Source organism: Halomonas sp. M20, from assembly GCF_020622265.1.
Classification (GTDB): Bacteria; Pseudomonadota; Gammaproteobacteria; order Pseudomonadales; family Halomonadaceae; genus Modicisalibacter.
In genome coordinates this window covers 342,441-366,654 of sequence record NZ_JACNMQ010000003.1, presented here as the reverse complement: position 1 = coordinate 366,654, position 24,214 = coordinate 342,441, and the positions used below count along the sequence as shown (strand labels likewise).

At 59.7% G+C, this 24,214-nt stretch carries 22 protein-coding genes and 1 pseudogene; 11 read left to right on the top strand and 12 right to left on the bottom strand.

Annotation, left to right across the window (positions count from 1 at the left end):
* Positions 1 to 62 precede the first annotated feature (62 nt).
* The 4 genes from H7850_RS10525 to H7850_RS10510 are packed head-to-tail and all read right to left on the bottom strand — an operon-like array spanning position 63 to position 4,084.
* Positions 63 to 1,031 (bottom strand): TRAP transporter substrate-binding protein, encoded by a 969-nt coding sequence (locus H7850_RS10525; protein WP_227369485.1) that lies wholly within the window; start codon positions 1,029 to 1,031, stop codon positions 63 to 65.
* 46 nt (positions 1,032 to 1,077) lie between these two features.
* A complete protein-coding gene (locus H7850_RS10520) occupies positions 1,078 to 2,100 on the bottom strand; it encodes a Zn-dependent oxidoreductase (protein WP_227369484.1) in 1,023 nt (340 codons plus the stop codon).
* A 26-nt stretch (positions 2,101 to 2,126) separates the two neighbouring features.
* Positions 2,127 to 3,338 carry a D-mannonate dehydratase ManD gene (gene manD / locus H7850_RS10515; RefSeq protein WP_227369483.1) on the bottom strand — a complete coding sequence of 404 codons (1,212 nt, stop codon included), beginning with the start codon at positions 3,336 to 3,338 and terminating at the stop codon, positions 2,127 to 2,129.
* A complete protein-coding gene (locus tag H7850_RS10510; RefSeq protein ID WP_227369482.1) occupies positions 3,335 to 4,084 on the bottom strand; it encodes a GntR family transcriptional regulator in 750 nt (249 codons plus the stop codon). Before H7850_RS10510 ends, manD begins: the two co-directional genes overlap by 4 nt.
* A 127-nt stretch (positions 4,085 to 4,211) precedes the next feature.
* On the opposite strand from H7850_RS10510, the gene H7850_RS10505 reads away from it, so the two are divergent.
* Positions 4,212 to 5,381, top strand: coding sequence for an alpha-hydroxy acid oxidase (locus H7850_RS10505; RefSeq protein WP_227369481.1), 1,170 nt, complete (start codon positions 4,212 to 4,214; stop codon positions 5,379 to 5,381).
* Here H7850_RS10505 and purU read toward each other — a convergent pair.
* The 3 genes from purU to H7850_RS10490 all read right to left on the bottom strand — a co-directional run bounded on the left by purU (position 5,378) and on the right by H7850_RS10490 (position 7,930).
* A complete protein-coding gene (purU, locus tag H7850_RS10500; protein ID WP_227369480.1) occupies positions 5,378 to 6,244 on the bottom strand; it encodes a formyltetrahydrofolate deformylase in 867 nt (288 codons plus the stop codon). The genes H7850_RS10505 and purU overlap by 4 nt on opposite strands.
* Positions 6,245 to 6,353: 109 nt before the next feature.
* Positions 6,354 to 6,527: a hypothetical protein gene (locus H7850_RS10495; RefSeq protein WP_227369479.1), complete on the bottom strand. Its 174-nt coding sequence runs from the start codon at positions 6,525 to 6,527 to the stop codon at positions 6,354 to 6,356.
* Between the two features lie 86 nt (positions 6,528 to 6,613).
* A complete protein-coding gene (locus H7850_RS10490; RefSeq protein WP_227369478.1) occupies positions 6,614 to 7,930 on the bottom strand; it encodes a hypothetical protein in 1,317 nt (438 codons plus the stop codon).
* Between the two features lie 178 nt (positions 7,931 to 8,108).
* Between H7850_RS10490 and H7850_RS10485 the strand changes: the two genes are divergently transcribed.
* The 5 genes from H7850_RS10485 to H7850_RS10465 all read left to right on the top strand — a co-directional run bounded on the left by H7850_RS10485 (position 8,109) and on the right by H7850_RS10465 (position 10,733).
* Positions 8,109 to 8,366: an AbrB/MazE/SpoVT family DNA-binding domain-containing protein gene (locus H7850_RS10485; RefSeq protein WP_227369477.1), complete on the top strand. Its 258-nt coding sequence runs from the start codon at positions 8,109 to 8,111 to the stop codon at positions 8,364 to 8,366.
* Positions 8,363 to 8,770 (top strand): PIN domain-containing protein, encoded by a 408-nt coding sequence (locus H7850_RS10480; protein WP_227369476.1) that lies wholly within the window; start codon positions 8,363 to 8,365, stop codon positions 8,768 to 8,770. The genes H7850_RS10485 and H7850_RS10480 overlap by 4 nt, the downstream gene beginning before the upstream one ends.
* 70 nt (positions 8,771 to 8,840) lie before the next feature.
* Entirely contained in the window at positions 8,841 to 9,185 is a 345-nt protein-coding gene (locus tag H7850_RS10475; RefSeq protein ID WP_227369475.1) for a hypothetical protein, read from the top strand.
* Between the two features lie 208 nt (positions 9,186 to 9,393).
* A complete protein-coding gene (locus tag H7850_RS10470) occupies positions 9,394 to 10,413 on the top strand; it encodes a hypothetical protein (RefSeq protein ID WP_227369474.1) in 1,020 nt (339 codons plus the stop codon).
* A gap of 155 nt (positions 10,414 to 10,568) precedes the next feature.
* Positions 10,569 to 10,733, top strand: a complete 165-nt coding sequence (locus H7850_RS10465; protein WP_227369473.1) for a hypothetical protein — start codon at positions 10,569 to 10,571, stop codon at positions 10,731 to 10,733.
* A gap of 85 nt (positions 10,734 to 10,818) precedes the next feature.
* Here H7850_RS10465 and H7850_RS10460 read toward each other — a convergent pair whose 3' ends face one another.
* From H7850_RS10460 to H7850_RS10440, 5 genes and pseudogenes are all read right to left on the bottom strand, one after another.
* Positions 10,819 to 11,319 (bottom strand): hypothetical protein, encoded by a 501-nt coding sequence (locus tag H7850_RS10460; protein ID WP_227369472.1) that lies wholly within the window; start codon positions 11,317 to 11,319, stop codon positions 10,819 to 10,821.
* Positions 11,320 to 11,477: 158 nt separating this feature from the next.
* Positions 11,478 to 12,539, bottom strand: a complete 1,062-nt coding sequence (locus tag H7850_RS10455; protein ID WP_227369471.1) for an ACP S-malonyltransferase — start codon at positions 12,537 to 12,539, stop codon at positions 11,478 to 11,480.
* The gene (locus H7850_RS10450; protein ID WP_227369470.1) at positions 12,532 to 14,733 is read right to left on the bottom strand and encodes a thiamine pyrophosphate-dependent enzyme; all 2,202 of its coding nucleotides are present in this window, start codon (positions 14,731 to 14,733) and stop codon (positions 12,532 to 12,534) included. Before H7850_RS10450 ends, H7850_RS10455 begins: the two co-directional genes overlap by 8 nt.
* Positions 14,734 to 14,934: 201 nt before the next feature.
* A pseudogene (locus tag H7850_RS10445) lies at positions 14,935 to 16,325 on the bottom strand (VOC family protein).
* Positions 16,326 to 16,512: 187 nt separating this feature from the next.
* Entirely contained in the window at positions 16,513 to 17,436 is a 924-nt protein-coding gene (locus H7850_RS10440; protein ID WP_227369469.1) for a LysR family transcriptional regulator, read from the bottom strand.
* A gap of 126 nt (positions 17,437 to 17,562) precedes the next feature.
* Between H7850_RS10440 and H7850_RS10435 the strand changes: the two genes are divergently transcribed.
* From H7850_RS10435 to H7850_RS10415, 5 genes are all read left to right on the top strand, one after another.
* Positions 17,563 to 19,056, top strand: a complete 1,494-nt coding sequence (locus H7850_RS10435) for an aldehyde dehydrogenase family protein (RefSeq protein ID WP_227369468.1) — start codon at positions 17,563 to 17,565, stop codon at positions 19,054 to 19,056.
* Between the two features lie 57 nt (positions 19,057 to 19,113).
* Entirely contained in the window at positions 19,114 to 21,426 is a 2,313-nt protein-coding gene (locus H7850_RS10430; protein ID WP_227369467.1) for an aminotransferase class III-fold pyridoxal phosphate-dependent enzyme, read from the top strand.
* 108 nt (positions 21,427 to 21,534) lie between these two features.
* Entirely contained in the window at positions 21,535 to 22,308 is a 774-nt protein-coding gene (locus H7850_RS10425; protein WP_227369466.1) for a transporter substrate-binding domain-containing protein, read from the top strand.
* Positions 22,309 to 22,448: 140 nt separating this feature from the next.
* Positions 22,449 to 23,900, top strand: a complete 1,452-nt coding sequence (locus tag H7850_RS10420) for a sodium-dependent transporter (protein WP_227369465.1) — start codon at positions 22,449 to 22,451, stop codon at positions 23,898 to 23,900.
* Positions 23,897 to 24,196, top strand: coding sequence for a hypothetical protein (locus tag H7850_RS10415; protein WP_227369464.1), 300 nt, complete (start codon positions 23,897 to 23,899; stop codon positions 24,194 to 24,196). Before H7850_RS10420 ends, H7850_RS10415 begins: the two co-directional genes overlap by 4 nt.
* Positions 24,197 to 24,214: the final 18 nt, after the last annotated feature.

Here is a 24,214-nt window from a genome sequence, read left to right as displayed (position 1 = left end):
TTTCGAGATTACCGGCTTCGCACACCTCGCCATTCAGGATGCGAAGCCGGTTGTGCAATGGCTTAGAGGTCCTGGATGGCCTCGTAAAGCGCCTGCTGCTCTTCGTTCAGCGAGGCTTCGACGGCGGGCTTGGCCTTTTCGGCGAAGGCCTGCTGATCGACCTCGACGAACTCCATGCCGGCATCCTTGAGGGCCTGTTCGAGGCGTTTCTGGTCCTCGGTGAACTTCTCGGCCTCGAACTCGTGCATCGACTCGGCGGCATCCATGACGACTTGCTGCAGCTCGTCCGGCATCGATTCGAGCTTGTTCTTGCCGACCACCACGTAGATCCAGCTACGCACGTGATCGGTCATGTTCACGTAGTCCTGGACTTCGTTGAAGCTGGCGCTCTCGATCAACGACAACGGATTCTCCTGGGCGTCGATGGTGCCCTGCTGCAGCGACGTGAACACCTCGCTGAAGGACATCGGCGTCGGCTTGGCGCCCAGCGCCTGCCAGGTATCCACGAACAGCGGCACGTTGGGCACACGCAGACGCAGGCCATTGAGCTCGTCCGGACTCTTGATGGGACGGTTGGAGGTCAATTCACGAGGCCCGCGCTCGAACCAGGTCAGCGGCACCAGACCGGTCTTTTCCTCGATCTGAGTCTCGATCTGCTCACCGACCTCGCCTTCGACGGCCTTGCGCAGGTGCTCCGAATCGCGAAAGGCGTAGGGTACTGCCATCATCGCGGCCAGGGGTGCCCAGTTCTGCAGGCTTTCCCCGGTGATGGTCATGTCGGCAGTGCCGAGCTGGATGCTATTGATCGTATCCATCTCATTGCCCAACTGCTCGTTGGGAAAAATCTGCACTTCAATCTGGCCGTCGGAGTTCTCCTCGACCTGCTGCTTGAAATGCTTGGCGGCCTGGTTCCAGACGTGCTGCTCGTTGGCCAGGTGGCCGAACTTGAGGGTGTAGTCGGCGGCCATGGCGAAAGGCGCCGCGAGCAGCGTCGAGCCGATAAGGGTACTAGCGAAAAGTTGCTTGAGCATGGTGGTCACTCCTGACGCAGTGTTGTGGCTGTTATTTCTATGGAGTTCAAGCACTCAGGTCGATCAAGACCTTGCGCGCGCTTTCGGGATGATGATCGATCATGTGGATCGCCTCACTCATCTCGGCGAAGGGCAGCCGATGGCTGACCAACGCCGTGGCATCGAGCCGCCCGCTGGCGAGCATCTCGATGACTTCGGGGAACTTGCGATTGTTGAGCCGCGAACCGACCAGGGTCAGCTCCTTTTTGATCACCTCGAGCTGCACCAGATCGCAGGGCGTGGCATTGAAGCCCAGCAGGCCGATGCGCCCCGCCGGCGAGGCCATGCGCACCAGCGACGGGAACAGCGCCGGCACGCAGGCGGCATCGGCGATCAGCGGCACGCCCTCCCCCTGGGTGCGTTCGGCCATCACCGCCTCGATGTCTTCCCTTTCGCCGTTGACGACATGGCTGGCGCCCAGGGAGCGAGCCGTCTCCAGGCGGGCATCGATGACGTCGCATACGGTGATATCGGTCAGGCCCTTGGCCCGGGCGACTTGCAGGATGGTCAGGCCGATGACGCCGGCGCCGAAGATCAGCAGGCCATCGCCTTCGATGGGCTGCATGCGATCGAGCACGTTGGTGGCGATCGAATAGGGTTCGACCAGGGCCGCCTGATCGAGGCCGACATGCTCGGGCAGGCGATGTACGTTGGCCGCCGGCACGCCGACCCGCTGTTCGAAGCCGCCGTCGCGGTGCACGCCGATGACTTCCAGTCGGGTGCAGATATTAGGACGCCCGATGCGGCACGGATAGCACTCGCCACAGCTGACCACCGGATCGACACACACCCGCTCGCCGGCGGCGATGCCCTCGACGCCCTCGCCGACCGCCTCGATCACCCCGGCGAACTCGTGACCAGTGACCCGCGGGAAGCGGACGAAAGCGTTGTTGCCGTGGATGATATGCATGTCGGAACCGCAGATACCCGCGAAAGCGACGGCGACGAGCACTTCACCGGCCTTGGCCTGGGGCGCTTCGATATCCACGATACCGAACTCGTGGGGGGCGTTGACCTGGAATGCTTGCATGCTTCTCTCCTTAATCATTCGGTGGGCTACCAATGCCAGAGTGTGCCGTCCTCGAGCCGGTTGACCGGCAGGCTGGCACGCTTGTAGGGGTACCGGGACGCCAGGGTTTCGTCTATATCGACGCCGTGACCCGGCGTTTCGCCTACCAGGAAGTGGCCGTCCTTGAAGACGTAGTCGTGGGGAAATACCTGATCGGTCGCGACGTCATGCGGCATATGTTCCTGAATGCCGAAATTGGGCACCCAGGTATCGAAGTGGATCGCCGCGCCGAGACACACCGGCGACAGGTCGGTGGGGCCATGAAAGCCGGTGCGAATGTGATACAGCGCGGCCAGATCGGCGATCCGGCGGACATGGGTAATGCCGCCGCCGTGAGTCAAGGGCGTGCGGATATAGTCGATCCACTGGTTCTCGATCAGCTCGCGATAATCGTGGATCGAATTGAACACCTCGCCGATGGCCAGGGGCGTGGTGGTGTGCTCGCGCACCAGCTTGAGGCTCTGCTGGTTCTCGGCGGGCACGCAGTCCTCCAGCCAGAACAGATGGTAGGGCTCGACCGCCTTGCCCAACCGGGCCGCCTCGATCGGGGTAAGACGGTGGTGGACGTCGTGCAGCACGTGCAAATCATCACCGAAGCGCTCGCGTACCGCGGCGAACAGCTTGGGCACCTGATTGAGATACTTTTCGCTGCTCCATACGTGCTCGGCGGGCAGTTCGGCATCCGCCGGCTCGTAGCGCTCGCCCTCGCGCTTGGCGACGCCGTAGATGGTGGGGATGCCGGGGATGCCGGCCTGCACGCGTACTGCCTGATAGCCCACCTCCACATGGCGGGCCACCTCGGCGAGGCAAGCCTCGATGTCCCGGCCGGTGCAGTGGGCGTAGGCCATGACCCTTTCACGGCTCTTTCCGCCGAGCAGCTGATAGAGCGGCATGCCAGCGGCCTTGGCCTTGATGTCCCACAGCGCCATGTCCACCGCGGCGATGGCACTCATGGTCACCGGCCCGCGCCGCCAGTAGGCACCGCGATAGAGATAGTGCCAGGTATCCTCGATACGGCTGGCGTCGCGACCGATCAGGGTGGGGATGACGTGCTCCTCGAGATAGGCGACCACCGCCTGCTCGCGGCCATTCAGAGTGGCGTCGCCGATGCCGTAAATGCCCGAGGCGGTGACGATTTTGAGCGTCACGAAGTTGCGTCCTGGCGCTGTGACAATCACATAGGCATCCCGGATCTTCATAGGTCCGCCTCCGTGGTCCGTTCGGCTCCGAGCGTCGCGCTTGCCGAATCCTCGAACATCGCCGGAAAGCGGCGCACCAGGTCGGGCAGCGACTGCCAGATTTCTCGTTGATGCACGGCCATGGCCTCAGCCGCCGCCTCGACGTCGCGCCGTGCGATGGTGTCGACGATGCGGGTGTGCTGCCCGATCAGCTTGTCGATCGGGGTACTGTCGGGCACGCTGAGATAACGCACACGATCCAGCTGCGCCTTGACCTCCTCCGTGACACGCCAGGCGGCCTGCTGATGGACGCCCAGGGCCAGGGTGCGGTGGAAGGCCTCGTCGAGTTGGAAAAAGCGGTCATAGTCTTGAGGGTCGACGCAGCGCCGCTGGCGCTCGATCAACTCCCGAAGCTCGTTCAGCGTCGCCTCGTCCAGCCCCTGTTCCGCGGCCAGTTTCGCCACGGCGACCTCGACCGCCTCGCGCACGAAGCGCGCTTCCAGCACCGCCTGCCGAGAGATCCGTACCACATAGGTACCGCGCTGCGGTCGCACCTCCACCAGTCCCGCCTCGGAGAGGCGAATGAAGGCTTCGCGCACCGGCTGTCGACTCACATCGAAGGTGTCGGCGATCTCTTTTTCCGAAAGCGCCTGGCCCGGCGCCAGCACCATACGAATGATCGACTGACGCAGGACATGATAGAGACGCTGACGCACGGCGCCGCGATCATCTGTTTTCTGCCATAGCGTCAGCAATCTCGTGTTCAAGTCGAAGCGCCTCTATTTAGGTAGGAGCAGCTCTAGCTTATCTGATACAACTAGTATGGTAGTATGCAAGGAAGAGTGAAAGCACTTTATCTTAGACCTTAGTTTAATTTAGATCGCGAGAAAGACGATGAAACGCCGGCCCTATGCAGGAACCCGCTATCACAAGGCACTGAGCATCGGTGACCTGGAGCGTATCGCGCGAAGGCGGCTGCCCAATTTCGTCTTCGAGTACATCTATGGCGGTGCGGATGACGAACAAACCCTCGCCCGCAATCGCGCCATCTTCGACGACTACCTGTTCCAGCCCAGAACACTGACGAAGGTCGGCAAGCGCGACCTCGCCACGCCGCTGCTGGGCACTGCCTGCGCCATGCCACTGGTGATCGGCCCCACGGGCTATAACGGGCTGGTAACCCAGAATGGCGATACCAAGCTCGCCACGGCCGCGGCGAACAAGCACATTCCTTTCGTGCTCAGCAACGTCTCGACGACGTCGCTCGAAGACATTGCCGACGTGGAGGGGGTGAACGCCTGGATGCAGATCTACTTCTATCGCGATCGCGACTACGTCAGGAAACTGATAGAGCGCTGCCGCAGCGCGGGTTATGAAACCCTCGTCGTCACCACTGACAGCGCCATATACGGCAACCGGGAGTGGGATCTGCGCAACTTCCGTAAACCCATGAAGCTTGATGCGCGCAACCTGCTGCACGTGCTTTCGCGTCCACGCTGGATTTTCGACGTCCTGGTGCCACACGGCGTACCCACCTTCAAGAATCTGGGTGATCTGCTGCCGCCAGGAAAGGACACCGTGCAAGGCGCCTCGGCGGTGATCGGCGAGCAGCTCGACCCTTCCCTGAACTGGGACGATATCGCCTGGCTGCGCGACTACTGGCCGGGCAAGCTCGTTCTCAAGGGCCTTCTCTCGGGAGAAGAAGCCGAGAAAGCCGCCAACCTGGGCGTGGATGGCATCCTGTTGTCGAATCACGGCGGCAGGCAGCTCAACCATGCACGCTCACCGCTCGAGGTGCTCCCCGAGGCCAGACGTCTAGTGGGTGATCGGTGCCAGCTCTACGTCGACAGCGGCTTTCGGCGCGGCACGGACGTGGTCAAGGCGCTGGCCCTGGGCGCGGATGCCGTCTGGCTTGGGCGCGCAACGCTATATGGCCTGGCCGCCGGCGGTCAGGCCGGTGTCGAGCACACCCTCGATATCCTGCAACGAGAAATCGACAGGACCATCGGCCTGCTGGGTTGCAGCAGCGTGTCGGAATTGCGGCCAGAGATGGTGACGCACTAACTTCCCGCAAACACCACCGTGCGCTTGGCGTGCAAAAACACCCGGCGCTGCAAGTGGTAATCCACCGCCCGAGCCAGGGTCTGGCGTTCGATGTCTCGGCCTTTGGCCACCAGATCCTCGGGGTAGTGGCTATGATCCACCGGCTCGATTCCTTGGGTAATGATCGGCCCTTCATCAAGGTCGTCGTTGATGTAGTGGGCCGTGGCGCCAACCAGCTTGACGCCCTTCTCGTAGGCCTGATGGTAGGGCTTGGCCCCCTTGAACCCCGGCAGCAGCGAGTGGTGGATATTGATCGCCCAGCCGCTCAGGCGCGCACACATATCGCTCGACAGCACCTGCATGTAGCGCGCCAGGATAACCAGTTCGGCGCCGGTTCCCTCGATGATGCGCCACACCTCGGCTTCCTGCTGGGGTTTGGTCTCCGGTGTGATCGGGCAGTGGTAATACGGTATCTCGTGCCAGGCGGCTAGGGGTTCGAGATCCGGATGATTGGAGATGATCGCCCGCACGTCGATGGGCAACTGACCGGTACGATAGCGATACAGCAGATCGTTCAGGCAATGATCCGTCTTCGAGACCATGATCACTACCGGGGTACGCCGGCCCGGCGGGGTCAGCTCGAAGCTCATGTCGAACTCCTGCGCCCGAGGGGCAAACTCGGCTTGGAAGCACTCGCCATCGAAACCCGCTTCTTCGGGACGAAACTCGACACGGATGAAAAAGCGCTCTGCCAAGCGATCGTCGAAGGAGTTGAGCTCAGTGATGTAGCAGCGCTGCTCCTTCAAGAAGCGCGTGACCACATCCACGGTGCCCAGAAGGCTGGGGCACTGGGCGGCGAGAATCCAGGTGTCGGTGGCGCTCATGCGAGGCTCCTCGATCAAGATGAAAGGCAATAACCATTCTAACCAGCCAGCGTCGAGGATTGGGAATAAACGCCATGTTTAGCCCCAGAAACACGGCAACAAGACACTATTACTCAGAAGTCGCCAGCCTGGCCCCGAGGAAACCGAAGGCCCCCGCGAAGGCGCGCCTGATCCATTGCAAGACTCCGGGGCGGCGGATCAGGCCGACGGCAAGCGTGTAGATCACACCCGTGCCCGGCAACAGCACGACGACGAATGACATCAGCAAGAACTCCCAGGACATAGCGGTCTCCTATTCTTATTGAGAATAAAATGTAGCCACTATATTCGAGGCGGATCTAACAAGAAGGCTTTATCGACCTCCTCACCTCACAACCAGAAATCGAGCCCGAAGATGCCCGCCGATACCAACCCGGCCATCACCGCTGCATAACCCAGGTTGTGCTTCATCATGCGGTAACTGCTGATGCCATAGCGCCCCTGTAATGAGAGATTGATGCCGGAAAGCGGGCCGGCGGCGGTACCCACCGCCCAGGCACCGAGGGCGACGAAGGCAAACAGGGTCTGCTCGCCACCTTGGAGCTCCAACATCGAGGCGAGCACCGACACGCCGATGATGGGATGCAGGCCGACGATAGCGCTGGCCACGATGACCAGGAAACTGATTACCCCTTGAATAGCGCCAAACTCGGCAAAAAGCGTCCATTCACCGCCGGTCGCGGCATCGATCAAACTCGAAAGACCCAGCGTAAAAAGCCCCGCGCAGAGAAAAAGAGAGATCTCGCCGCGCATGGCAGGCAGCCGCTCCAGCGCATGCTGACGAACGCGTTTGAGCGTCCAGCGTGGCCCTTGAACCAGATTGCTGATCAGTGCAACTGCCGGTAGCAGAAAGGTAATGATGCTGATGATCTGCAACCCCGGCAGCAGTTGGTAGTGAAAGAGCAGCACCAGCAGCGCCATGCCAGACGGCATCATCAAGCTGCGCGGCGAGAGGGAAAACCCTGCCACTTCCGAGAGATCGAAGCGTCGGGAGAGATCGACCAGCGTGACCACACCAGCCAGCAGCGCCAGCGGCAAGCCTACCGCCAGCACGTTCAGATAGGTCATCTCCGGCGCAAGCGTCATCACCACGCCCATGGAAGCAAAGAAGGGCGACCACAGCGCCGCGCTGGAAAGGCCACGATTGAGGGCCAACAGTTGGGGTAAAGAAAGAGGGCCATGCCGGGCCAGACGATCGCCGATCATGAAGACCGTCGAGAGATTGAGAATGGTCCCCAGCAGATGGACGCCCAGCCAGGTGCCGGCGGTACCACGCACTCCAGTGACAGAGCGCCCGAGAGAGCGTTTCCGGCGGTTGCCGATCAATCCGATAAAACTGACCCCCACCAGCATCGCCACCACATGGGTATTGCCATCGAGCACACTAGGCCAGTGCAGTGGCTCCCCGTAATAGAGATCGGTCAGCAGCAGCATGGCAAGCCCGAGCCCGGCGAGAATACCCGCCTGAAGCCGGGTACGCCCGGGCAGGTCGCGCCACAGCAGCAGCGTCGCCAGCCAGAAGGCGTAACCCACCAGATGCGGCGCCGGAACGAAATCAGTGAAGCTAAGAATCTGAAGCAGCAGGCCGGAAAGGATCAGCAGGCCGGCCAGAACATGGCGCGTCAAGGGAGAAGCCGAGGTGGGCATGACGAGTTATAGCGGCCGGTGACAAATAGTGTGAGCAGCCTAACAGCTTGCCTTTCCTCTATCAGCTACCACTGCTGTTTATCGATGGATTTGCTGACGCCGCTTTGAAATTTACTATTAACGAAAAGTAAAGCATACTCAATATTTACGCATCCTGATGCGCAAAGGAGCGAAGCACATGGCCAAGACCCTGGCTACCATCAGCTCGAAGCGGCAAATCACGCTACCCATCGATCTTTGTCGGGAGGTAGGCATTACGCCTGGAGACAAGATCAAGGTGTTCATCCACGACGGGCAAATCACTCTGATGAAACAACGCCTTGGCGCGGCCGAGGGTGCGCTTGCCCATCTTTCGGGAGACCCTTCTCTGAGCGATGAAGACTCCTTGCAAGAAGCACTGGAGCAGCGCGATGCCAGCCGGAAATCGGCGACGTGATCGCCATCGATACCAATGTGCTCTTGCGCTATCTATTGCAGGATGATGAGGCCCAGGCGCGCCGGGCCAAGGCACTGATCCAGGGCGATAACCTGGTATTGATAACGGATATCGTCCTTGTCGAAACGCTCTGGACACTGAAAGGCAAGAAGTACCGCGCCGACAAGCAAGCGCTGATCGACGTCATTAACAGCCTGCTACAAGAGCCGACGCTGATGTTCGAGGACGACGAGACGGTATGGCAGGCTTTGCAGGATTATCGCCAGTCGAATGCGGATTTCCCCGATGCCTTGATTGCCAGAAAAGCCGCCTATCTTGCACGCTCGAAAGACGAGCCGTTCTCGGGAACCTATACCTTCGATCGCCGAGCGCTTGCCCTGCCTGGCACCAAGGAAGTCAGGTGACGAACTGCGCGCCGACTTTCCCGAAACTGATGGTCAATTTCTAGTCCGATTTGGACCAATGGAGGCGCACATGACGACCGTAACGCTTTCTGTCGCTTCACGCGATGACGTCACCCGGCGCGCGCTGGCGGCCTTCGAGGGTAAGCGGCAAGGCACTCATATCTCCTTCTCGTCCTTGGACTTGCTGTGGCAAACCATGACACGTAAACGTTGGCAACTGCTCAAGGCGATGACTGGCCAAAAAGCCATGAGCATTCGCGAGGCAGCCCGGCGAGTCGAACGAGACGTAAAGACGGTGCATGGCGATATCCATGCGCTACTCGACGCCGGCATTCTGGATCGCACCGACGACGGCCAGATCGTATTTCCTTTCGATGCCGTGCATGTCGACTTCACGCTGACGGCAGTAGCCTGACGTTTCCCCCTCGCCGTTACTCCGGCGGAGGAAGGTTTTCCTCGGGATCTGTACCAGCTGAGAGATACACCAACCACTGTTTGAAAAAAATCAGTCGCTGAACCGGGTACATTCCAATGATTTTGTGCTTAGAACTTTATGCCGCCCCGCTGATTTATTGGTTGAAGTTAATGTATAATTACCACATATACATCAAATAAGCGAGATAATGGCAACCACAAAGCAATCAGTGATTGGTGATATTGGCGAATATATTGCCCAGAAGCACCTCGAAGCAGAAGGTTACGAATTAGTTAGGTTCGGATGTAGTTCGAGTAGCAAGGAGATTATGCACAAGGTCACTACGATTCCTAACATTCCAGATCAGGGAATCGGTTACTCATGGGGGTTGTTCGGCTTTAATTATGGTTGCGGCTTACAGACTGAATGGATAGATCCTGTAGCGCCTCGCTGGGCAGACCATCCGCAGCAACTAATAAAAAATTTAGCGATTGAATGTCGTGATTGCTCATCCTGCGCTATGCGGGACAATCTACCTGATCAAGCTCCTTGTGCAAACATACAAGCTTTTCTCGAAAAGGACTGGCTTGACAGCATTGAGCCATACAACCCCTTTTTCCATGCTACCTATGATAATAATGGTTTAGAGATTAAGCTAAAGGGCCATAGACTGGTTACTCACTGTCTTGATCATTTTACTGATATGCTTCTCGGCAAACACAAACAAGTGGCGCCTTATGGAAAAGATTTCATACTTACAAATATGCTAATAAGTGACTATGTAATGGCTTGCTGGCGTAAGCATATGAAGACTGAAGCTCTTCCCTATCCTGGTGATGAAATAATGAAAGCCAGAGCTAGAAAAGACACAGAATCTGAAGAGCGCATGAAACAAGCAAATCGAACGGCGATGAAGAAATTCCCTGCTGGACATCCTGGGCGTTATGATTTCATCGGAAATAAGAATGGAGAGTGCATAGCATTCGAAATTAAAGTCAATAGCTCAAAGCCTTCATATTGGCAAAAAGTTAGACTAGGACTTTTACAAAAGTACGGTCATAAAGCAAAAGTTATATATATAAAAATGAACAAAGCACAGATTGGTCTAGCTACCAAAGGCACTGAGCCTGAATGTGATAGGCTAGAGGTCACTGATAAAATAGATACAAGCAATGTGCACATACCCAGCGATGCAGAGTTTGTGGAAATGTTAAATTTCAAAGAGTAACACTAACGTAACCACAGCTCAAATCCTCTATTCAAACAACGGCTCGGTGATAGCGATTTAATATCTCTTTAGAGATGGCAATAAAGATCTTGCCCCATATTTAATTGCCGTTCAGAAGCTCAGCCTATCATCCGACGCTCTGCATCTAGCTACGCATGACCCGCAAGTTCGGCTGGTCGAAGAACGTGCTCGTTCATCAGATCGCTAAACAAGAGCTACGAAAAAATCCTATTGGGCCAGTCCAGGCGCAGACGCCTGAGCAATGCGCTCAGGTCAAGCTGATGGCCTTTATGGACGAGCATGACGACATCGATCATTAGGATTGTCGCAATGTAGCGTTGTCATAAACGGCGCGGCGCAAGAAGCGTCCGGCGACCGAAGGAAGCGGATGGCCTTGTTATGCATTCAGTGGATTTTACCGGTCGATATATTTCTCCTCGCCTCAATAAGAGCTGGCAATGCATCATACAAAAATGCATGAGATAAGGAAAACGGATCGATAAATGCCAATTCCTTTCGGTCTGTTTCTGCCTGAATATATGGAACAATTATTGCACCGCCATCAATAACCGACACACTATGAGGTAAACGCTCAAAACCAACATATAATTTTTGAGCGTGTATTATTCTGTTTAGTGCATCCCATAGGTCTGCTACTTTTTCACCTTTGCTGGTCGGTTCCCATTGCCACCGAGCTGAATTTAATGGGTATTTAACTTTTGGTGGTAGCACCTCCATTGCTCGACGAGCATTCAGAGAAAAGGAACTTAAAACCTCTATTATTGTTGTATTTGCATACTCCTGAATCAGTCGGTTCTTCAGTGGGTATTGGCTGCTTGCAAGCGACCAAAGGCTGACTGCTTCTTCAGATGCTCTGTCTATAGAATGCAGTGTGATATTTTCCACTTAACTTTCTCTTTTTATGAATAACAGTGATTAGACCGCACACTGTATTTTGCTAATAAAGGTGCCGGCTGCCTTTTTCAGCATGACCGCTTTGGGTCGCAAACAAACAGACGCTCACTCACGAACACACCACCATTCAATACGAAATACCTAATCTACTACTTCTTTCCCACCAACCACTCTCGCTGCTCTTCAATCCCCATGCTGATCAGTCTTGGGTCATCCTGCTGCATGGCCTGAAACGCCGCCTTGCTGTCGAGCCCCCACCAGTTGAGCTGGATCAGCGCCTGGGCAACGGCGCCGCCGAGGGTCGAGCCAGGGCCGGGAATGACGATGCGGTCCGGGGCGAACTCGCGCACACCCACCTTGAGGGCAGCGGTGAAGTCGTAAGGTGTTACCAGTTGTTCGCCGAGGGTATAGTCCCACAGTGCTTCCGGATCGGTGCTCCAGGGCGTCCAGAGCTTGCCGCGGCCGTCGATCAACGGCACCTCGGGCGCCTGAAACGGCGTCGCCGGCAGGCGCGTTCTGGCCTCAGCCTTCACGCCTTCCTGCATCGGCGTGTGAAAAGCCGCGTGCTGATGCAGGCGCATGGGAAAGCGCTCCATTGGCGGTAGCTCCTCGGTAAGCCGCTTGAGCCCTGCTTCGTTGCCGCCGAATACCAGCATGCCGCCAAGATCGATGGAAAGATAAAGCTCACTGCCGTCCTGGCCATGCAGTTTCTCGATCAACGCCAGCAGTTCCCGGCGGCGCTCGGGCTGTGGCCGCCACTGGTCGTCGACCCAGGGATAGAGCAGCTGTCCGCCATTGAGGGTGGTCTGCATCAGGTGGCCCATGGTGTTGATCAGCGTGAAGGCGTCGTTCTGGGACAGCGCGCCGCCGAGGGCCAGGGCGATGTACCAGCCCATGGAGTTGCCGGTTACGGCGCAGATCTCGTAACGCTCCTGGTCGATGGCCAGCGCATCCGTCAGGGCGCAAGCGTAGATCAGCGGCGAGGCGTGATCGCCGCGGCCGTGCAAGCTCAAACGGAACGGGGTCTCGCCGTCGAGTTCGCTGAGGGTGGGCTGATCTTGCTCGCGACGCAGCGCATCGAAGCGCGCAAGCCATTCGCTGCCGGTGGCGTGGCGGGTCAGGGTGCCCCACTCCGCCTGGTTGTAGGTGCCGCGCCCGGGGCAGACGATCAACAGGCGTTCCTTGGGGGATGGCTGGGTCAGCTCACTCATGTCCGGCTTCCTGTTGTTGTCCGTTCAGACGCGGTTTGCTTGGGAACAAGGCTTTCGCACGCTCGATGATCGCCGCGACCGAGGGCAGCGTGACCGTCGCCGCCGGCCCCAGGGGGATGAAGCTGTCCTCGGCGGTCAGGCGGTGCAGGCGATGAGACTCCACGCCTCGCTCCACCAGGCCGGTGATGACCTCCTCGCTGGGCGAGCCACTGCGGCGGCATTCGTCCACGCACAATATCTGGGCGCAGTCGTTGACCCGACGATGTATCTCGTCGTGATCCAGCGCCGTCAGCCAGCGCAGATCGATGATGCGAAGTTGGATGCCCTGGGCCTCGAGCCGCTCCCGGGCCTGATGCGCGAGATAGACGCCGTTGCCGTAGGTGAGGATCGCCAGATCGCGCCCCTCGCCCCACTGGCCCAGCGAACCCACGGGCAGATGATATTCCGGGCCGGGATCGGCAAAGCTCCAGCGCTGATCGCCTTCCTCAATGAGATCGCGACAGTGATACAGGGCGATGGGTTCGAGCATCACCACGATGCGCTGCTCCTCGTCCGCCAGGCGCACCGCCTCCTGCAAGAGCCCCACCGCGTCTGCGGCGTTCGACGGGCAAGCCACCAGCAGGCCGGGAATGTCGCGCAGCACGGCGATAGCGTTGTCGTTGTGGAAATGCCCGCCGAAGCCCTTCTGATAGCCGAGACCGGCGATGCGTATCACCATGGGGTTAGTGTACTGCCCCTTCGAGAAGAAGCTGAGCGTGGAGGCCTCGCCGCGCAGCTGGTCCTCGGCGTTGTGCAGATAGGCCAGGAACTGTATCTCGACGATGGGCACGAAGCCGTTCTGGGCCAGGCCGATGCCCAGCCCTAAAATGCTCTGCTCGTCGAGCAGGGTATCGATGATGCGATAGGCGCCGTACTTGGCCTGCAGCCGCTGGGTCACGCCGTAGACGCCGCCCTTGCGGCCGATGTCCTCCCCGGCCATGACCAGGTGCGGGTATTCCGCCATCAGCCGATACAGGGTCTGGCTGAGCAGCCGGGCCATGGTCGCCGGCGTTTTATCGACTTCACTTTCGATGGACTGACGACGGCTGGGGCGATGCGGCGGCACGATGGAGGCCATCACCGCCTCGGCGCTTTCCAGCTTGGGCTGGCGAATCGCCACTTCCGCGACCTGGGCGACCCGTTCGCCAATATGATGGTAAAGCGCCTGAATGGTCTCGGGTTCGAGCACGCCATGACGTATCAACAGGCCGGCGCTGTACAGCAGCGGATCGCGAGCCTCGGCGGCCTTGATCTGCTTCGCCGAGAGATAAGACTGCTGAGCGTCGGAACCGGCGTGGCCCATCAGGCGCACGCAGTGCATGTGCAAAAACACCGGCTGTTTGAGGCGTCGCGCCAGGCGTTCCGCCTCACGAGCAGCACGGTAGGTATCAAGCAGATCGAGCCCGTCGCAACTGATGTAGTGAAAGCCGGGGCGCCCGCGCATGCTTCGTTCGATCCAGCCGGCGGGGGTCGGCGTGGAGATGCCGATGCCGTTGTCCTCGCAGATCATGACCAGGGGCATCGGCGTGCCCTGGTAGGCCGCCCAGGCCGCTGCGTTGAGCGCCCCTTGGGTCGTCGAGTGGTTGAAGGAGGCATCGCCGAAGCTACACAGCACCACGCTGTCCGTTGGCCACTCCCCCGATCCGCGTATGCGACGCCACAGGCCGAGGCCATGGGCGGCACCCACCGCCTTGGGCAGGTGCGAGGCGATGGTGCTGGTCTGGGGCGGCACGTTGAGCGCCTTGGAGCCCAGCACCTTGTGGCGGCCACCGGAGATCGGGTCTTCGCTCGAGGCGGCGAAACTCAGCAGCATGTCGTAGATTGGCGTCTGCCCGGGCAACTGCTTGCTGCGCTGGAGCAGAAAAGCCGCGTCGCGATAGTGCAGGAACGCTGGGTCGGTCACCCGAAACGCGGCGGCGATCGCCGCGTTGCCTTCGTGGCCGGAGCTGCCGATGGTATAGAACGCCTCGCCGCGGGCCTGCAGCCGCCGGGCATGCAGGTCCAGTTGGCGGCTGAGCACCTGGGACTCGAACAGCTCCGCAAGCATCGGCGCCGTCAGCCCCACTTCATCGAGACGCCACGCCTGGGCGGGGCTCGGCCAGTCACCGTCGCGTAATACCTCGAACAGGCGCTCTTCCAAGGGGAAGGGGTTCATTGTTGTTTGGCTCCTCGCTAAAGAATCACTGAATAAATGCCTGCATGAACGAATTGCTGTGTTGCGCGGTGCTCGAAGACTCGCCTAACCCCATGTTATGTCTCGTCTTCTGTGCTTCGTGCGCCTTGCACTTCATTTCACTCGGCGATTTATTCAGCGATTCGCTAATTCTTGTTGGCCCCAGTCAATCAGGCGGCGTGATCATCCATCGACTTCAAGTTTAGAGGCTTCGGCCAGGCACTCTCGCACCCGCTCGGCGGAAGCCTTTTCAAGGGCGGCGTATAGCGCTAACTCATCGGTCACAGGAGCACCCAGCGCTGCCTCGAAGGCCTCCCGGTTGGCATTGCCGGCGTAGGTTTCGTGACTGCCCCCCCCAGGTTCGACTGAAAGATGCCCGCCGCGCTCACCGGCAGAAAATCTTCGTAGGTGATCGGCCGGGCGCTGACCAGCCCTTGGGCGATCAGCGTTTCCAGTTCTTCGTCCTCGTCGCATTCGGCCCCTTCCTCACGTCCTTTATCGGTGAGCCGGTAATCGAAGAAGGCTAGACCTTCGCGGCGAAGTTGCTCTTCGCTGTCCGGAAACTCGGCGAATATCTCACTCAGCCTCTGCTGATGGGCACGATTATCAAGGCCCGCGGTTTGCTTCCGGGCGGTTGCCAAAAGCCGGTCATAGAGAGCGCGTCCCTTGGCTGTCAGCGCCGCACCGCGCTGTTCGATCTCACCGAAGCGGGCGGTATGGGTGCCTTGGTGCTCGCCGTCGAAATGCACCTGCTCCTCCAGGGCCTTGAAGCTGGTCTGACGCAGCAGGATCGGGCAATTGCGCCGGGGCGGGCCTTCGATCACCGCCTTGGGATTCATGCCGACGTCCGGCATGCGCCGCTGCACCTCGTCGATGTTCAGAGTGCGTGGCGTCAGATGGTTGATGTGCGGCCCGCGGAAGCAGACCACATCGGCGATCAGGCGGTGCTCTTCGAGCAGCGCCTGATAGGTCTTGTGATCCACGGTGGCGTCGTGATGCCAGCGGAAGGTCTCCAGCGCCTCTTCAACGAAGCGATCCGCCTGCGTATCGCTGAGGCCGCCTTGTTCCTCGTAAAGTGCGATCAGTTCCCGGGCGCCCGGGGTAAAGATGTCGCGCTCGGCAAGAATGGCCGAAGCTCGCTCGCGCAGCTCAGCACTCTCGATCAGCTCCAGGCGCAGCAATGAGGTAAAGATACGAAAGGGGTTGCGTTTGAGGGCTGCCTCGTCGACGGGGCGAAATGCGGTGGCGTGTACCGGCACACCGGCCTCGGAGAGATCGTAATAGCCCACCGGCTGCATGCCCATCACCGCGAACAGGCGGCGCAGCATGGCAAGTTCTTCCGCTGTGCCGACGCGGATCGCACCGTGGCGCTCGACGTCCAGCCGATCAAGCTCACTATCAGATTCAAGGCGCTCGGCGAGGGTGGGATTGGCCGCAAGTGTTTCCTGGTTGACCTGATCGGCAAGCTCCAGCAGCGTGCCGTACTGCGGCACCTCCGCCTGGTACATGGCGGATAACGCCTGAGAGAAACGCGTGCGAATCTCGTCGCTGGAGACGAAGGACGTCGTGGTCATGCAGTACTCCTGAGAAGGTTCATTACTGTATCGGGTTTGCTGGCGGAGTTGCCCGATGACAAAGATAGGTAAGATGAGAACAGCCCGAGGGCAGCGGCTCAAGCGAAAAAAGGCGGGCTACATATTCCTTTTTTTCTTGATGCGAGACTCAATGCACCCGAGGCCTGGCAATAATCGTGCATGATCTTCATGAAACGCTCGCAGCAAGAGACGGAGCAGCTGCCGTCTCACGATGCTCGAGAATCCAGTCGATGAAGCCGCGCACCTTGGCCACCTCGCCCATATGCTCGGGATAAGCCAGATAATACGCATCGTAGCTTTTCAGGGCGAACGTCCAGGGGATGATCAACTGGCCCGTCTCGAGTTCTTCCTCGGCGAGAAAGCGCGGCACCAACGCCACGCCGCAGCCGGCCCTAGCGGCGCGTAGCGCCATGGAGAAGGTGTCGAAGCGCGGCCCGTGGTAGCTGTGTTCGGTATAGCAACCCTGCGCCTCGAACCACTCGTGCCAGGCTTCGGGGCGCGTCGCACTCTGTAGCAACACCAACTTGGTCAACGCCAATGGATCGCTCAAACGCTGCGTCGGCAACACCGTCGGGGCACACACCGGCACCACTTCCTCGTCGAGCAGCTTGATGCATTCCGCCCTGGGCCAGGCTCCGTGACCGAAGAAGAAGGCCACATCGACGCGCTCCTTCTCCAGGTCGAAGGGTTCGATACGGTTGCTGATATCGAGATAGACCTTGGGATGGCGAAAGCGGAATCCATTGAGCCGGGGTATCAGCCAACGGGCGCCGAAGGTGGGCAGGGTAGTTACCTTGAGCACCTCGCTCTCACCGCCATAGGACTGCATGTAGCGCATGGACATCTCGACCTGAGCCAGAATCTTGCGCACATCGGTGAGATACAGCGAGCCTTCCGGCGTCACTTGCAGGCGCTTGCGAACACGCCGGAACAGGCGCTGCTCGAGGATCGACTCGAGCTGTGCCACCTGCTTGCTCACCGCGCTCTGGGTCAGGCACAGCTCCGCCGCCGCACGAGTGAAGCTCAGATGCCGCGCTGCTGCCTCGAAGCACTGCATGGCCGTTAAAGACGGCAGATGCTGACGATTCATGCTTCTCACCTCAGGATCAAGAAAAAAAGGAATGACATCTGTATAAAACGTCGTTTGAGGCGGGTCAATGCCTCTGGTGATACTGCTGGGCAGTGTTCGCGATTCACAGTATTTCCAGGAGGAACAATGATCGATTCCCTCATGCAGCGTCTCGGTGTAACGACCGAGCAGTACCAGCAGGGCGACTATGATGTGACCACACCGACCGACGGCAGTGTGATCGGCAAGGTTCGCCTGGAAGACGCTGAGGCGGTGGATGCGCATATTGCCAAGGCCGTGCAGGCTTTCGAACAGTGGCGTCGGGTGCCGGCACCGCGACGCGGTGAGCTGGTACGCCTGTTCGGCGAGCAGCTACGCCGCCACAAGGACGACCTGGGCGCTCTGGTCTCTCACGAGTGCGGCAAGATCCTGCCGGAGGGCCAGGGTGAAGTGCAGGAGATGATCGACATCTGCGATCTGGCAGTCGGTCAGTCGCGGCAACTGTTCGGCCTGACCATCGCCTCCGAACGCCCGGGGCATCACATGCGTGAAACCTGGCATCCGCTCGGCCCGGTCGGCCTGATCACCGCTTTCAACTTCCCGGTGGCACCCTGGGCCTGGAACGCCGCCCTGGCACTGGTATGCGGCAACAGTTTGATCTGGAAGCCTTCTGAGAAAACGCCGCTCACCGCCCTTGCCTGCCAGGCGCTGTTGGAGCGCGCCATGGCTGAATTCGGCGACGAGGCCCCCGAGAATCTAAGCCAGGTGATCGTCGGAGATCGTGCCGCCGGCGAAAAGCTAGCCGACGATCCCCGAATCCCGCTGCTCAGCGCCACCGGCAGCACCCGTATGGGTCGCGACGTGGGCCCTCGGGTCGCGGCACGCTTCGGTCGCAGCATCCTCGAACTGGGCGGCAACAACGCCATGATCCTGGCGCCCAGCGCCGATCTGGACCTGGCGGTGCGCGCCATCCTGTTCTCGGCGGTGGGCACTGCGGGGCAGCGCTGCACCAGCCTGCGCCGCCTGATCGTTCATGAATCCGTCAAGGACGAGGTAATCGAACGCCTCAAGAAGGCCTATAGCGGCGTCTCCATCGGCGATCCCATGAAGGGGAATCTGGTCGGCCCGCTGATCGACAGCCAGGCCTTCGAGCAGATGCAGTCGGTGCTCGGCAAGGCCAAGGAACAGGGTGCCAGGGTGTTCGGTGGCGAACGCCAACAGATCGAGCAGTGCTCAGAGGGCTACTACGTCAGCCCCTCTATCGTCGAAGTCGAACAGCAGGATGAGCTGGTCAAGCGCGAGACCTTCGCCCCGATCCTCTATGTCATGAGCTATCGCGAGTTCGATGAGGCGATGAGAGTGCATAACGATGTGCCCCAAGGGTTGTCATCCTGCATCTTCACCTGCGACGTGCGCGAGGCGGAGATGTTCACCTCGGATGTGGGCAGCGACTGCGGTATCGCCAACGTCAACATCGGCCCCAGCGGCGCGGAGATTGGCGGCGCCTTCGGCGGCGAGAAGGAAACCGGCGGCGGCCGCGAGTCCGGCTCGGACGTGTGGAAAAGCTACATGCGTCGCCAGACCAATACCGTCAACTACTCCCGCGAACTGCCCCTGGCTCAAGGGATCAAGTTCGATTGAGCAGACAAGGGCGGCTTCCTGGAGTCGCCCCAAGCACGCCTTCGTAAGGATGCCCTCATGCCATCAAGTCCTCAAGCCATCACGATTGCCCAAGCGATAGAGCGCGCTTACGGCTTTACCGGCACCCTCGAGAGACTCGATGGCTACGCGGATCTCAACTTCCGCCTGACGCTCGCGGATGGCGAATCGCTGATCGCGAAGCTGAGCCAGGCAACGGGCACCCTCGCCGAGGCCGAGTTGATGGCGGCGCTGGAGACGCATGACCTGGGAGGCATCGAGATCCCGCGCCACCGCCGCGACCGCGAGGGCCGTCTGAGCGTGCCCATCAGCCTCGACGGCGAGACGTGGCGGCTACGTCTCATGAGCCTTATTCCAGGCAGCCTGTGGGCCGAGAGTATGGCGCCCAGCGAGGCCCAGCTGTTCACCACCGGCGAGTGCCTGGCCCGCCTGGATCTAGCCCTGCAGGACATGCATTGGCCCCAGGGGCCGTGCCATGACTGGGACCTGTCTCAATACAAGCGCCTGCCGGCCCGCCCCGAGGCGAACGCCCTGGAACCCGGCATGCGTGAAATGATGACGACCTGCATCGAGTTCGTCATGGCGCGCGAGGAAGCGCTGCCCACTCAGTTGATTCACAACGATGCCAACGACTACAACCTGTTCCTCAAGGCGCCGGATAGCGAGTATCCAAGCGGGCTGATCGACTTCGGCGATGCTTGCCTCGCCTTCACCGTCAACGAACTCGCCGTCGCCGCCGTGTATCTGACCGACCGCTGTCCCGACCGCCTGGAGGCCCTCGAGCAGCTCACCCTGGGCTATCACAGCGTCCGGCCGTTGACGGCGGTGGAGCTCGAGTGCCTGCCACGCCTCATACTACTACGTATCCTGCTAAGCCGGCTGAACTACCTGAAGGCCGTCGATGAGGGTCGGGACGATCCTTACGTGGCGATCTCCCAAGAGCAAGTTCTGACCCAATGGCACGCTTTCGCGACATTAACTCCCGAAGTCATGGCGCAAGCACTAGACGCCGCCTGCCTGGCCGAAGATGACTCCCTGACACCCGGTCAGGACGGATCCTACGCGGGGCGAAACAGCATCGGCACCTTGCTCCAGGCCCGCCGTCAGATGCTCTCGCCAACCCTGAGCCATGCCTATCGCCATCCACTCAAGATCCTGCGCGGCGACATGGCCTATCTGATCGCCGAGGATGGCCGTCGCTATCTGGACCTGGTCAACAACGTCTGTCACGTCGGCCACGCCAATCCTCGCGTCGTCGAGGCCGGCGCCCGACAGATGGCCGAGCTGAACACCAACACGCGCTACCTGCACGACACCATCGTCGCCTACTCCGAGCGCCTGCTCGCGACCCTGCCGGATCATCTGGAAGTGGTGTTCCTGGTCAACTCCGGCAGCGAGGCCAACGATCTTGCCCTACGCCTGGCGCGTCAATATACCCGGCGCCACGACGTGGCGGTGATCGATCACGCCTACCACGGCCACCTGTCGAGCATGATCGACATCAGCCCCTACAAGCATGACGGTCCCGGCGGGCAGGGAACGCCGGATCATGTGATCAAGCTGCCCTTCCCGGATAACTACCGTGGCTGCTATCGCGGCGACACTGCCGCCGAGCGCTACCTGGAAGACGCGCTGGCGACCCTCGACGCTGCCCGGGAGCCCCCCGCGGCCTTCTTCGCCGAGAGCTTCGCTGGTGTCGGCGGCCAGTGGGTATGGCCGAGTCGCTATATCGAAGGCATCACCCAGACTCTGCGAGAGCGCGGCACCGTCTACATCGCCGACGAGGTGCAGGTCGGCTTCGGGCGTGCCGGCAGCAGCTTCTGGGCCTTCGAGCAGTACGCCGTCACGCCGGACATCGTCACTCTGGGCAAGCCTATGGGCAACGGCCATCCTATCGCCGGCGTCGTGACCACCCGCGCCATCGCCAACGCCTTTTGCACCGGCATGGAGTACTTCAATACCTTCGCCGGCAACCCCGTGTCCTGCGCCATCGGCCTCGCGGTACTGGAAGAGATCGAGGCTGGGGGGCTGCAGGTCCATGCGGCGACTCTCGGTACTGAGCTGAAGGCACGCCTCGAGGCTCTGGCATCAAACTTTGCCCGGGTCGGCCAGGTGCGCGGGCAAGGGCTGTTCATCGGCGTCGAGATCATCGACGGCCCGTCTACGCTCGCCCCGGACAAGGCCACGGCGAAGCGCATCTGCCACTACCTGCGTCTCAACGGCGTCTTGCTATCCACCGACGGCCCGGACGACAACGTGCTCAAGATCAAGCCACCGCTGGCCATACAGCGGGAAGACGTCGACAACTTTCTGACCAAGCTCGAGGCCAGTTTCGATCTGTACTGCCATTGACTGGCATACATGGAAGCGAATTTTTCCAACTCAAAAGAGGGTGCAAGCAACGTCGCAGGATGCTGTCTTTCGGCAACAACATTCCAATAGCCATAGGATTTCATCACCATGAACAACAAACTCGTAACCTTTACCGCCGGTGTGCTGCTGTCATTGACCAGCGTCGCCCAGGCTGACGACTCGCTGCGCTTCGGCGTGGATGTCCCCACGGCTCCCATGGAGTATCGCCTGCCTAACGGCGAACTCACCGGCTTCGACATCGATCTAGGCAACGCCCTATGCGAATCCCTAGGGCTCGAATGCGAATGGATAGTTCAAGGTTGGAGCGGGATCATCCCGGCCCTGCTGGCCCGCAAGTACGACGCCATCATGTCGTCCATGACGATCAATGACTCGCGACGCGAAACCGTGCTGTTTTCCGCCCCCTACATCAAACCCTACTCCGCCTGGTTTGGCGAAAGCGACTCAGAGCTGGACGAGATCGATTCGGACGGTCTGAAAGGCAAGACTATCGGCGTTCAGCGCGGCACGCTTCAGGACAACTACGTTACCGACACCTTCAGTGACGTTGCCGCCATCAACCGCTACTCGACCACCTCGGACATGATCATGGACATGCAGTCGGATCGCGTGGACCTGATCTTTCTCGATCATCCCGCGGGAGTCGCTGCACTGCTCGATGACGGTAACGGCGAGTACCGAATAATCGGAGAGCTCATCAACGAACCGGAGAAGTACTTCGGCGAAGGGTTCGGCATTGCATTTCGCAAGCGCGATCAAGCGCTCGTGGAGAAGTTCAACAAAGCGCTGGCGGAATTAAAAGAAGATGGTACCTACGACGAGATTTATACCAAGTATTTCCCGGAGGGAGACGCTTCCTGATTGTGCTAAGCGCCGTTAAATATAACGGGAACAAGGAAGTACCCTCGATTGACTGCGGCTTCCGTCACAACCTCGCCGTTTTAACGGAGTCGCGAGGATAGCGTGTCGCCCACTTGACTGACGCGTCATGGAGCCAAGCGATGACAACGACAATTTCAAGAGAACAATGGGGTAGCCGGTTCGGCTACCTGATGGCGGTAGTCGGGGCCATGGTCGGTGCCGGCAACATCTGGCGGATGCCCTATGTCACCGGCGAGAACGGCGGCGGCGCCTTTCTGATCGCCTATTTCATACTACTCTACTTGATCGCCGTGCCCGGCCTGATGGGTGAAACCAGCCTTGGGCGCTATACACGCCAAGGGCTGCTCGGCACTTTCCGCAAGATATACGGCAACAACAAGTTCGTTGGCTTCGGGCTGGTGATCCTGGTCTTCAACATCGTGTTGATGTCCTATTACTCCTCGATCGTCGGCTGGTCGATCTATTACACCTATCATGCGGTAATCGGCTCCTTCACTCAGACACAGTTCGATACCGCCGCCCTATGGCAGGCATTCAGCAGCAATACTGCCTTGAACGTGGGCATGCATACCGTTGCGATGTTGATCGTCACGGTCATTCTGCTCAAGGGCATCAAGGGCGGCATCGAACGCCTGGCCAAATGGATGATGCCCATCCTCACCGTTTCGCTGATCGCCATCGCCATACGCGGCGTGACCCTGCCGGGTGCGATGGCCGGGCTCGAGTTCAGCTTCTCGCCGGACTGGGAGTATCTGGCCCGAGGTCAAACCTGGCTCGCCGCACTGGGACAGGCACTGTTCTCGACGGGGCTCGGCTGGGGCATCGCCTTGACCTATGGCAGCTATCTGGGGCGCGACGACGATATTCCCCTGGGCGGTGGCATATTCACCGCCATCGGCAATACCAGCTTCGGCTTGCTGGCTATCTTTGCTGTATTTCCCATCGTCTTCGCCATGGGTATCTCGCCGACCTCCGGGGCGGAGCTTGCCTTCGTGGCCCTGGCCAGCGCCTTCGGCAACATGTCCGGTGGTTATATCTGGGCGCTGCTGTTCTTCATGGGCTTCTTCTTCGCCAATCTGACCACCGCGATCGCCATCACCGAAGTCGGTGTAACCACCTACAAGGAAGAGCTCAAGACTTCTCGCGGCAAGGCGGTGTTGACCATCTGCGGCATCATCTGGCTGCTGGGCATTCCAAGCGCCATGAACGCCTCCATCCTCGGCTATCTGGACTTCGTGGTGGGCAACTGGGGACTGCCGTTGGCGACCTTCATCATCATGCTCAGTATTGGCTGGAAGTTCGATGCCAATCGCTTGCGCATTCTCAGCCTCAATCGCGGTGCCGATCTATACGTGCCTAAATTCTGGGAGAGCATCATTCGTTTCGAGATCCCGGCGATCATGCTCTTCATCATGGTTTATTTCCTCTACAGCAACCTGACCGCGACGCCCTGGAAGACCGTCAGTGGCTTGATAATCCTGACGCTGACGATTCCGCTTTGCATGTGGATCATGGGTCGCCGCCAGGGAGACGCCTATCCTGCCACCAGCGTCGGAGGCCAGTCATCATGAGTCTTACCGCCATTATCGTCATGATTGCCTGCATTATCGCCCTGTGGGGTGTAGCCAGCACTGCGCTCGTCTACTCGATGCGCCAGGAGGAACGCAAACTCACCCTGCTCGAAACGCAAAAGAGCTTCGAGCCTCTCTCGCCCCGGGCAATGCGCGACCTCGAAGGCTGGCTTGCTCACCATCCCGAGGGTGAGCAAGCCGAGGAAATGCGTGAACTGCTCGATACCCAGCAACGGGCGCTGCAAGACAATCCCCGACACTTCTACGACTGGCGCGATGAGTCGGCCGCTACCTAGCTACGCCGTTAGCATTGC

Coding starts and splice junctions, on each gene's coding strand:
- H7850_RS10465 (WP_227369473.1), top strand. CDS start 10,569: ATGACCCGCAAGTTCGGCTGGTCGAAGAACGTGCTCGTTCATCAGATC.
- H7850_RS10450 (WP_227369470.1), bottom strand. CDS start 14,733: ATGAACCCCTTCCCCTTGGAAGAGCGCCTGTTCGAGGTATTACGCGAC.
- manD (WP_227369483.1), bottom strand. CDS start 3,338: ATGAAGATCCGGGATGCCTATGTGATTGTCACAGCGCCAGGACGCAAC.
- H7850_RS10470 (WP_227369474.1), top strand. CDS start 9,394: ATGGCAACCACAAAGCAATCAGTGATTGGTGATATTGGCGAATATATT.
- H7850_RS10420 (WP_227369465.1), top strand. CDS start 22,449: ATGACAACGACAATTTCAAGAGAACAATGGGGTAGCCGGTTCGGCTAC.
- H7850_RS10475 (WP_227369475.1), top strand. CDS start 8,841: ATGACGACCGTAACGCTTTCTGTCGCTTCACGCGATGACGTCACCCGG.
- H7850_RS10455 (WP_227369471.1), bottom strand. CDS start 12,539: ATGAGTGAGCTGACCCAGCCATCCCCCAAGGAACGCCTGTTGATCGTC.
- H7850_RS10525 (WP_227369485.1), bottom strand. CDS start 1,031: ATGCTCAAGCAACTTTTCGCTAGTACCCTTATCGGCTCGACGCTGCTC.
- H7850_RS10440 (WP_227369469.1), bottom strand. CDS start 17,436: ATGAATCGTCAGCATCTGCCGTCTTTAACGGCCATGCAGTGCTTCGAG.
- H7850_RS10425 (WP_227369466.1), top strand. CDS start 21,535: ATGAACAACAAACTCGTAACCTTTACCGCCGGTGTGCTGCTGTCATTG.
- H7850_RS10495 (WP_227369479.1), bottom strand. CDS start 6,527: ATGTCCTGGGAGTTCTTGCTGATGTCATTCGTCGTCGTGCTGTTGCCG.
- H7850_RS10485 (WP_227369477.1), top strand. CDS start 8,109: ATGGCCAAGACCCTGGCTACCATCAGCTCGAAGCGGCAAATCACGCTA.
- H7850_RS10415 (WP_227369464.1), top strand. CDS start 23,897: ATGAGTCTTACCGCCATTATCGTCATGATTGCCTGCATTATCGCCCTG.
- H7850_RS10435 (WP_227369468.1), top strand. CDS start 17,563: ATGATCGATTCCCTCATGCAGCGTCTCGGTGTAACGACCGAGCAGTAC.
- H7850_RS10520 (WP_227369484.1), bottom strand. CDS start 2,100: ATGCAAGCATTCCAGGTCAACGCCCCCCACGAGTTCGGTATCGTGGAT.
- purU (WP_227369480.1), bottom strand. CDS start 6,244: ATGAGCGCCACCGACACCTGGATTCTCGCCGCCCAGTGCCCCAGCCTT.
- H7850_RS10490 (WP_227369478.1), bottom strand. CDS start 7,930: ATGCCCACCTCGGCTTCTCCCTTGACGCGCCATGTTCTGGCCGGCCTG.
- H7850_RS10430 (WP_227369467.1), top strand. CDS start 19,114: ATGCCATCAAGTCCTCAAGCCATCACGATTGCCCAAGCGATAGAGCGC.
- H7850_RS10505 (WP_227369481.1), top strand. CDS start 4,212: ATGAAACGCCGGCCCTATGCAGGAACCCGCTATCACAAGGCACTGAGC.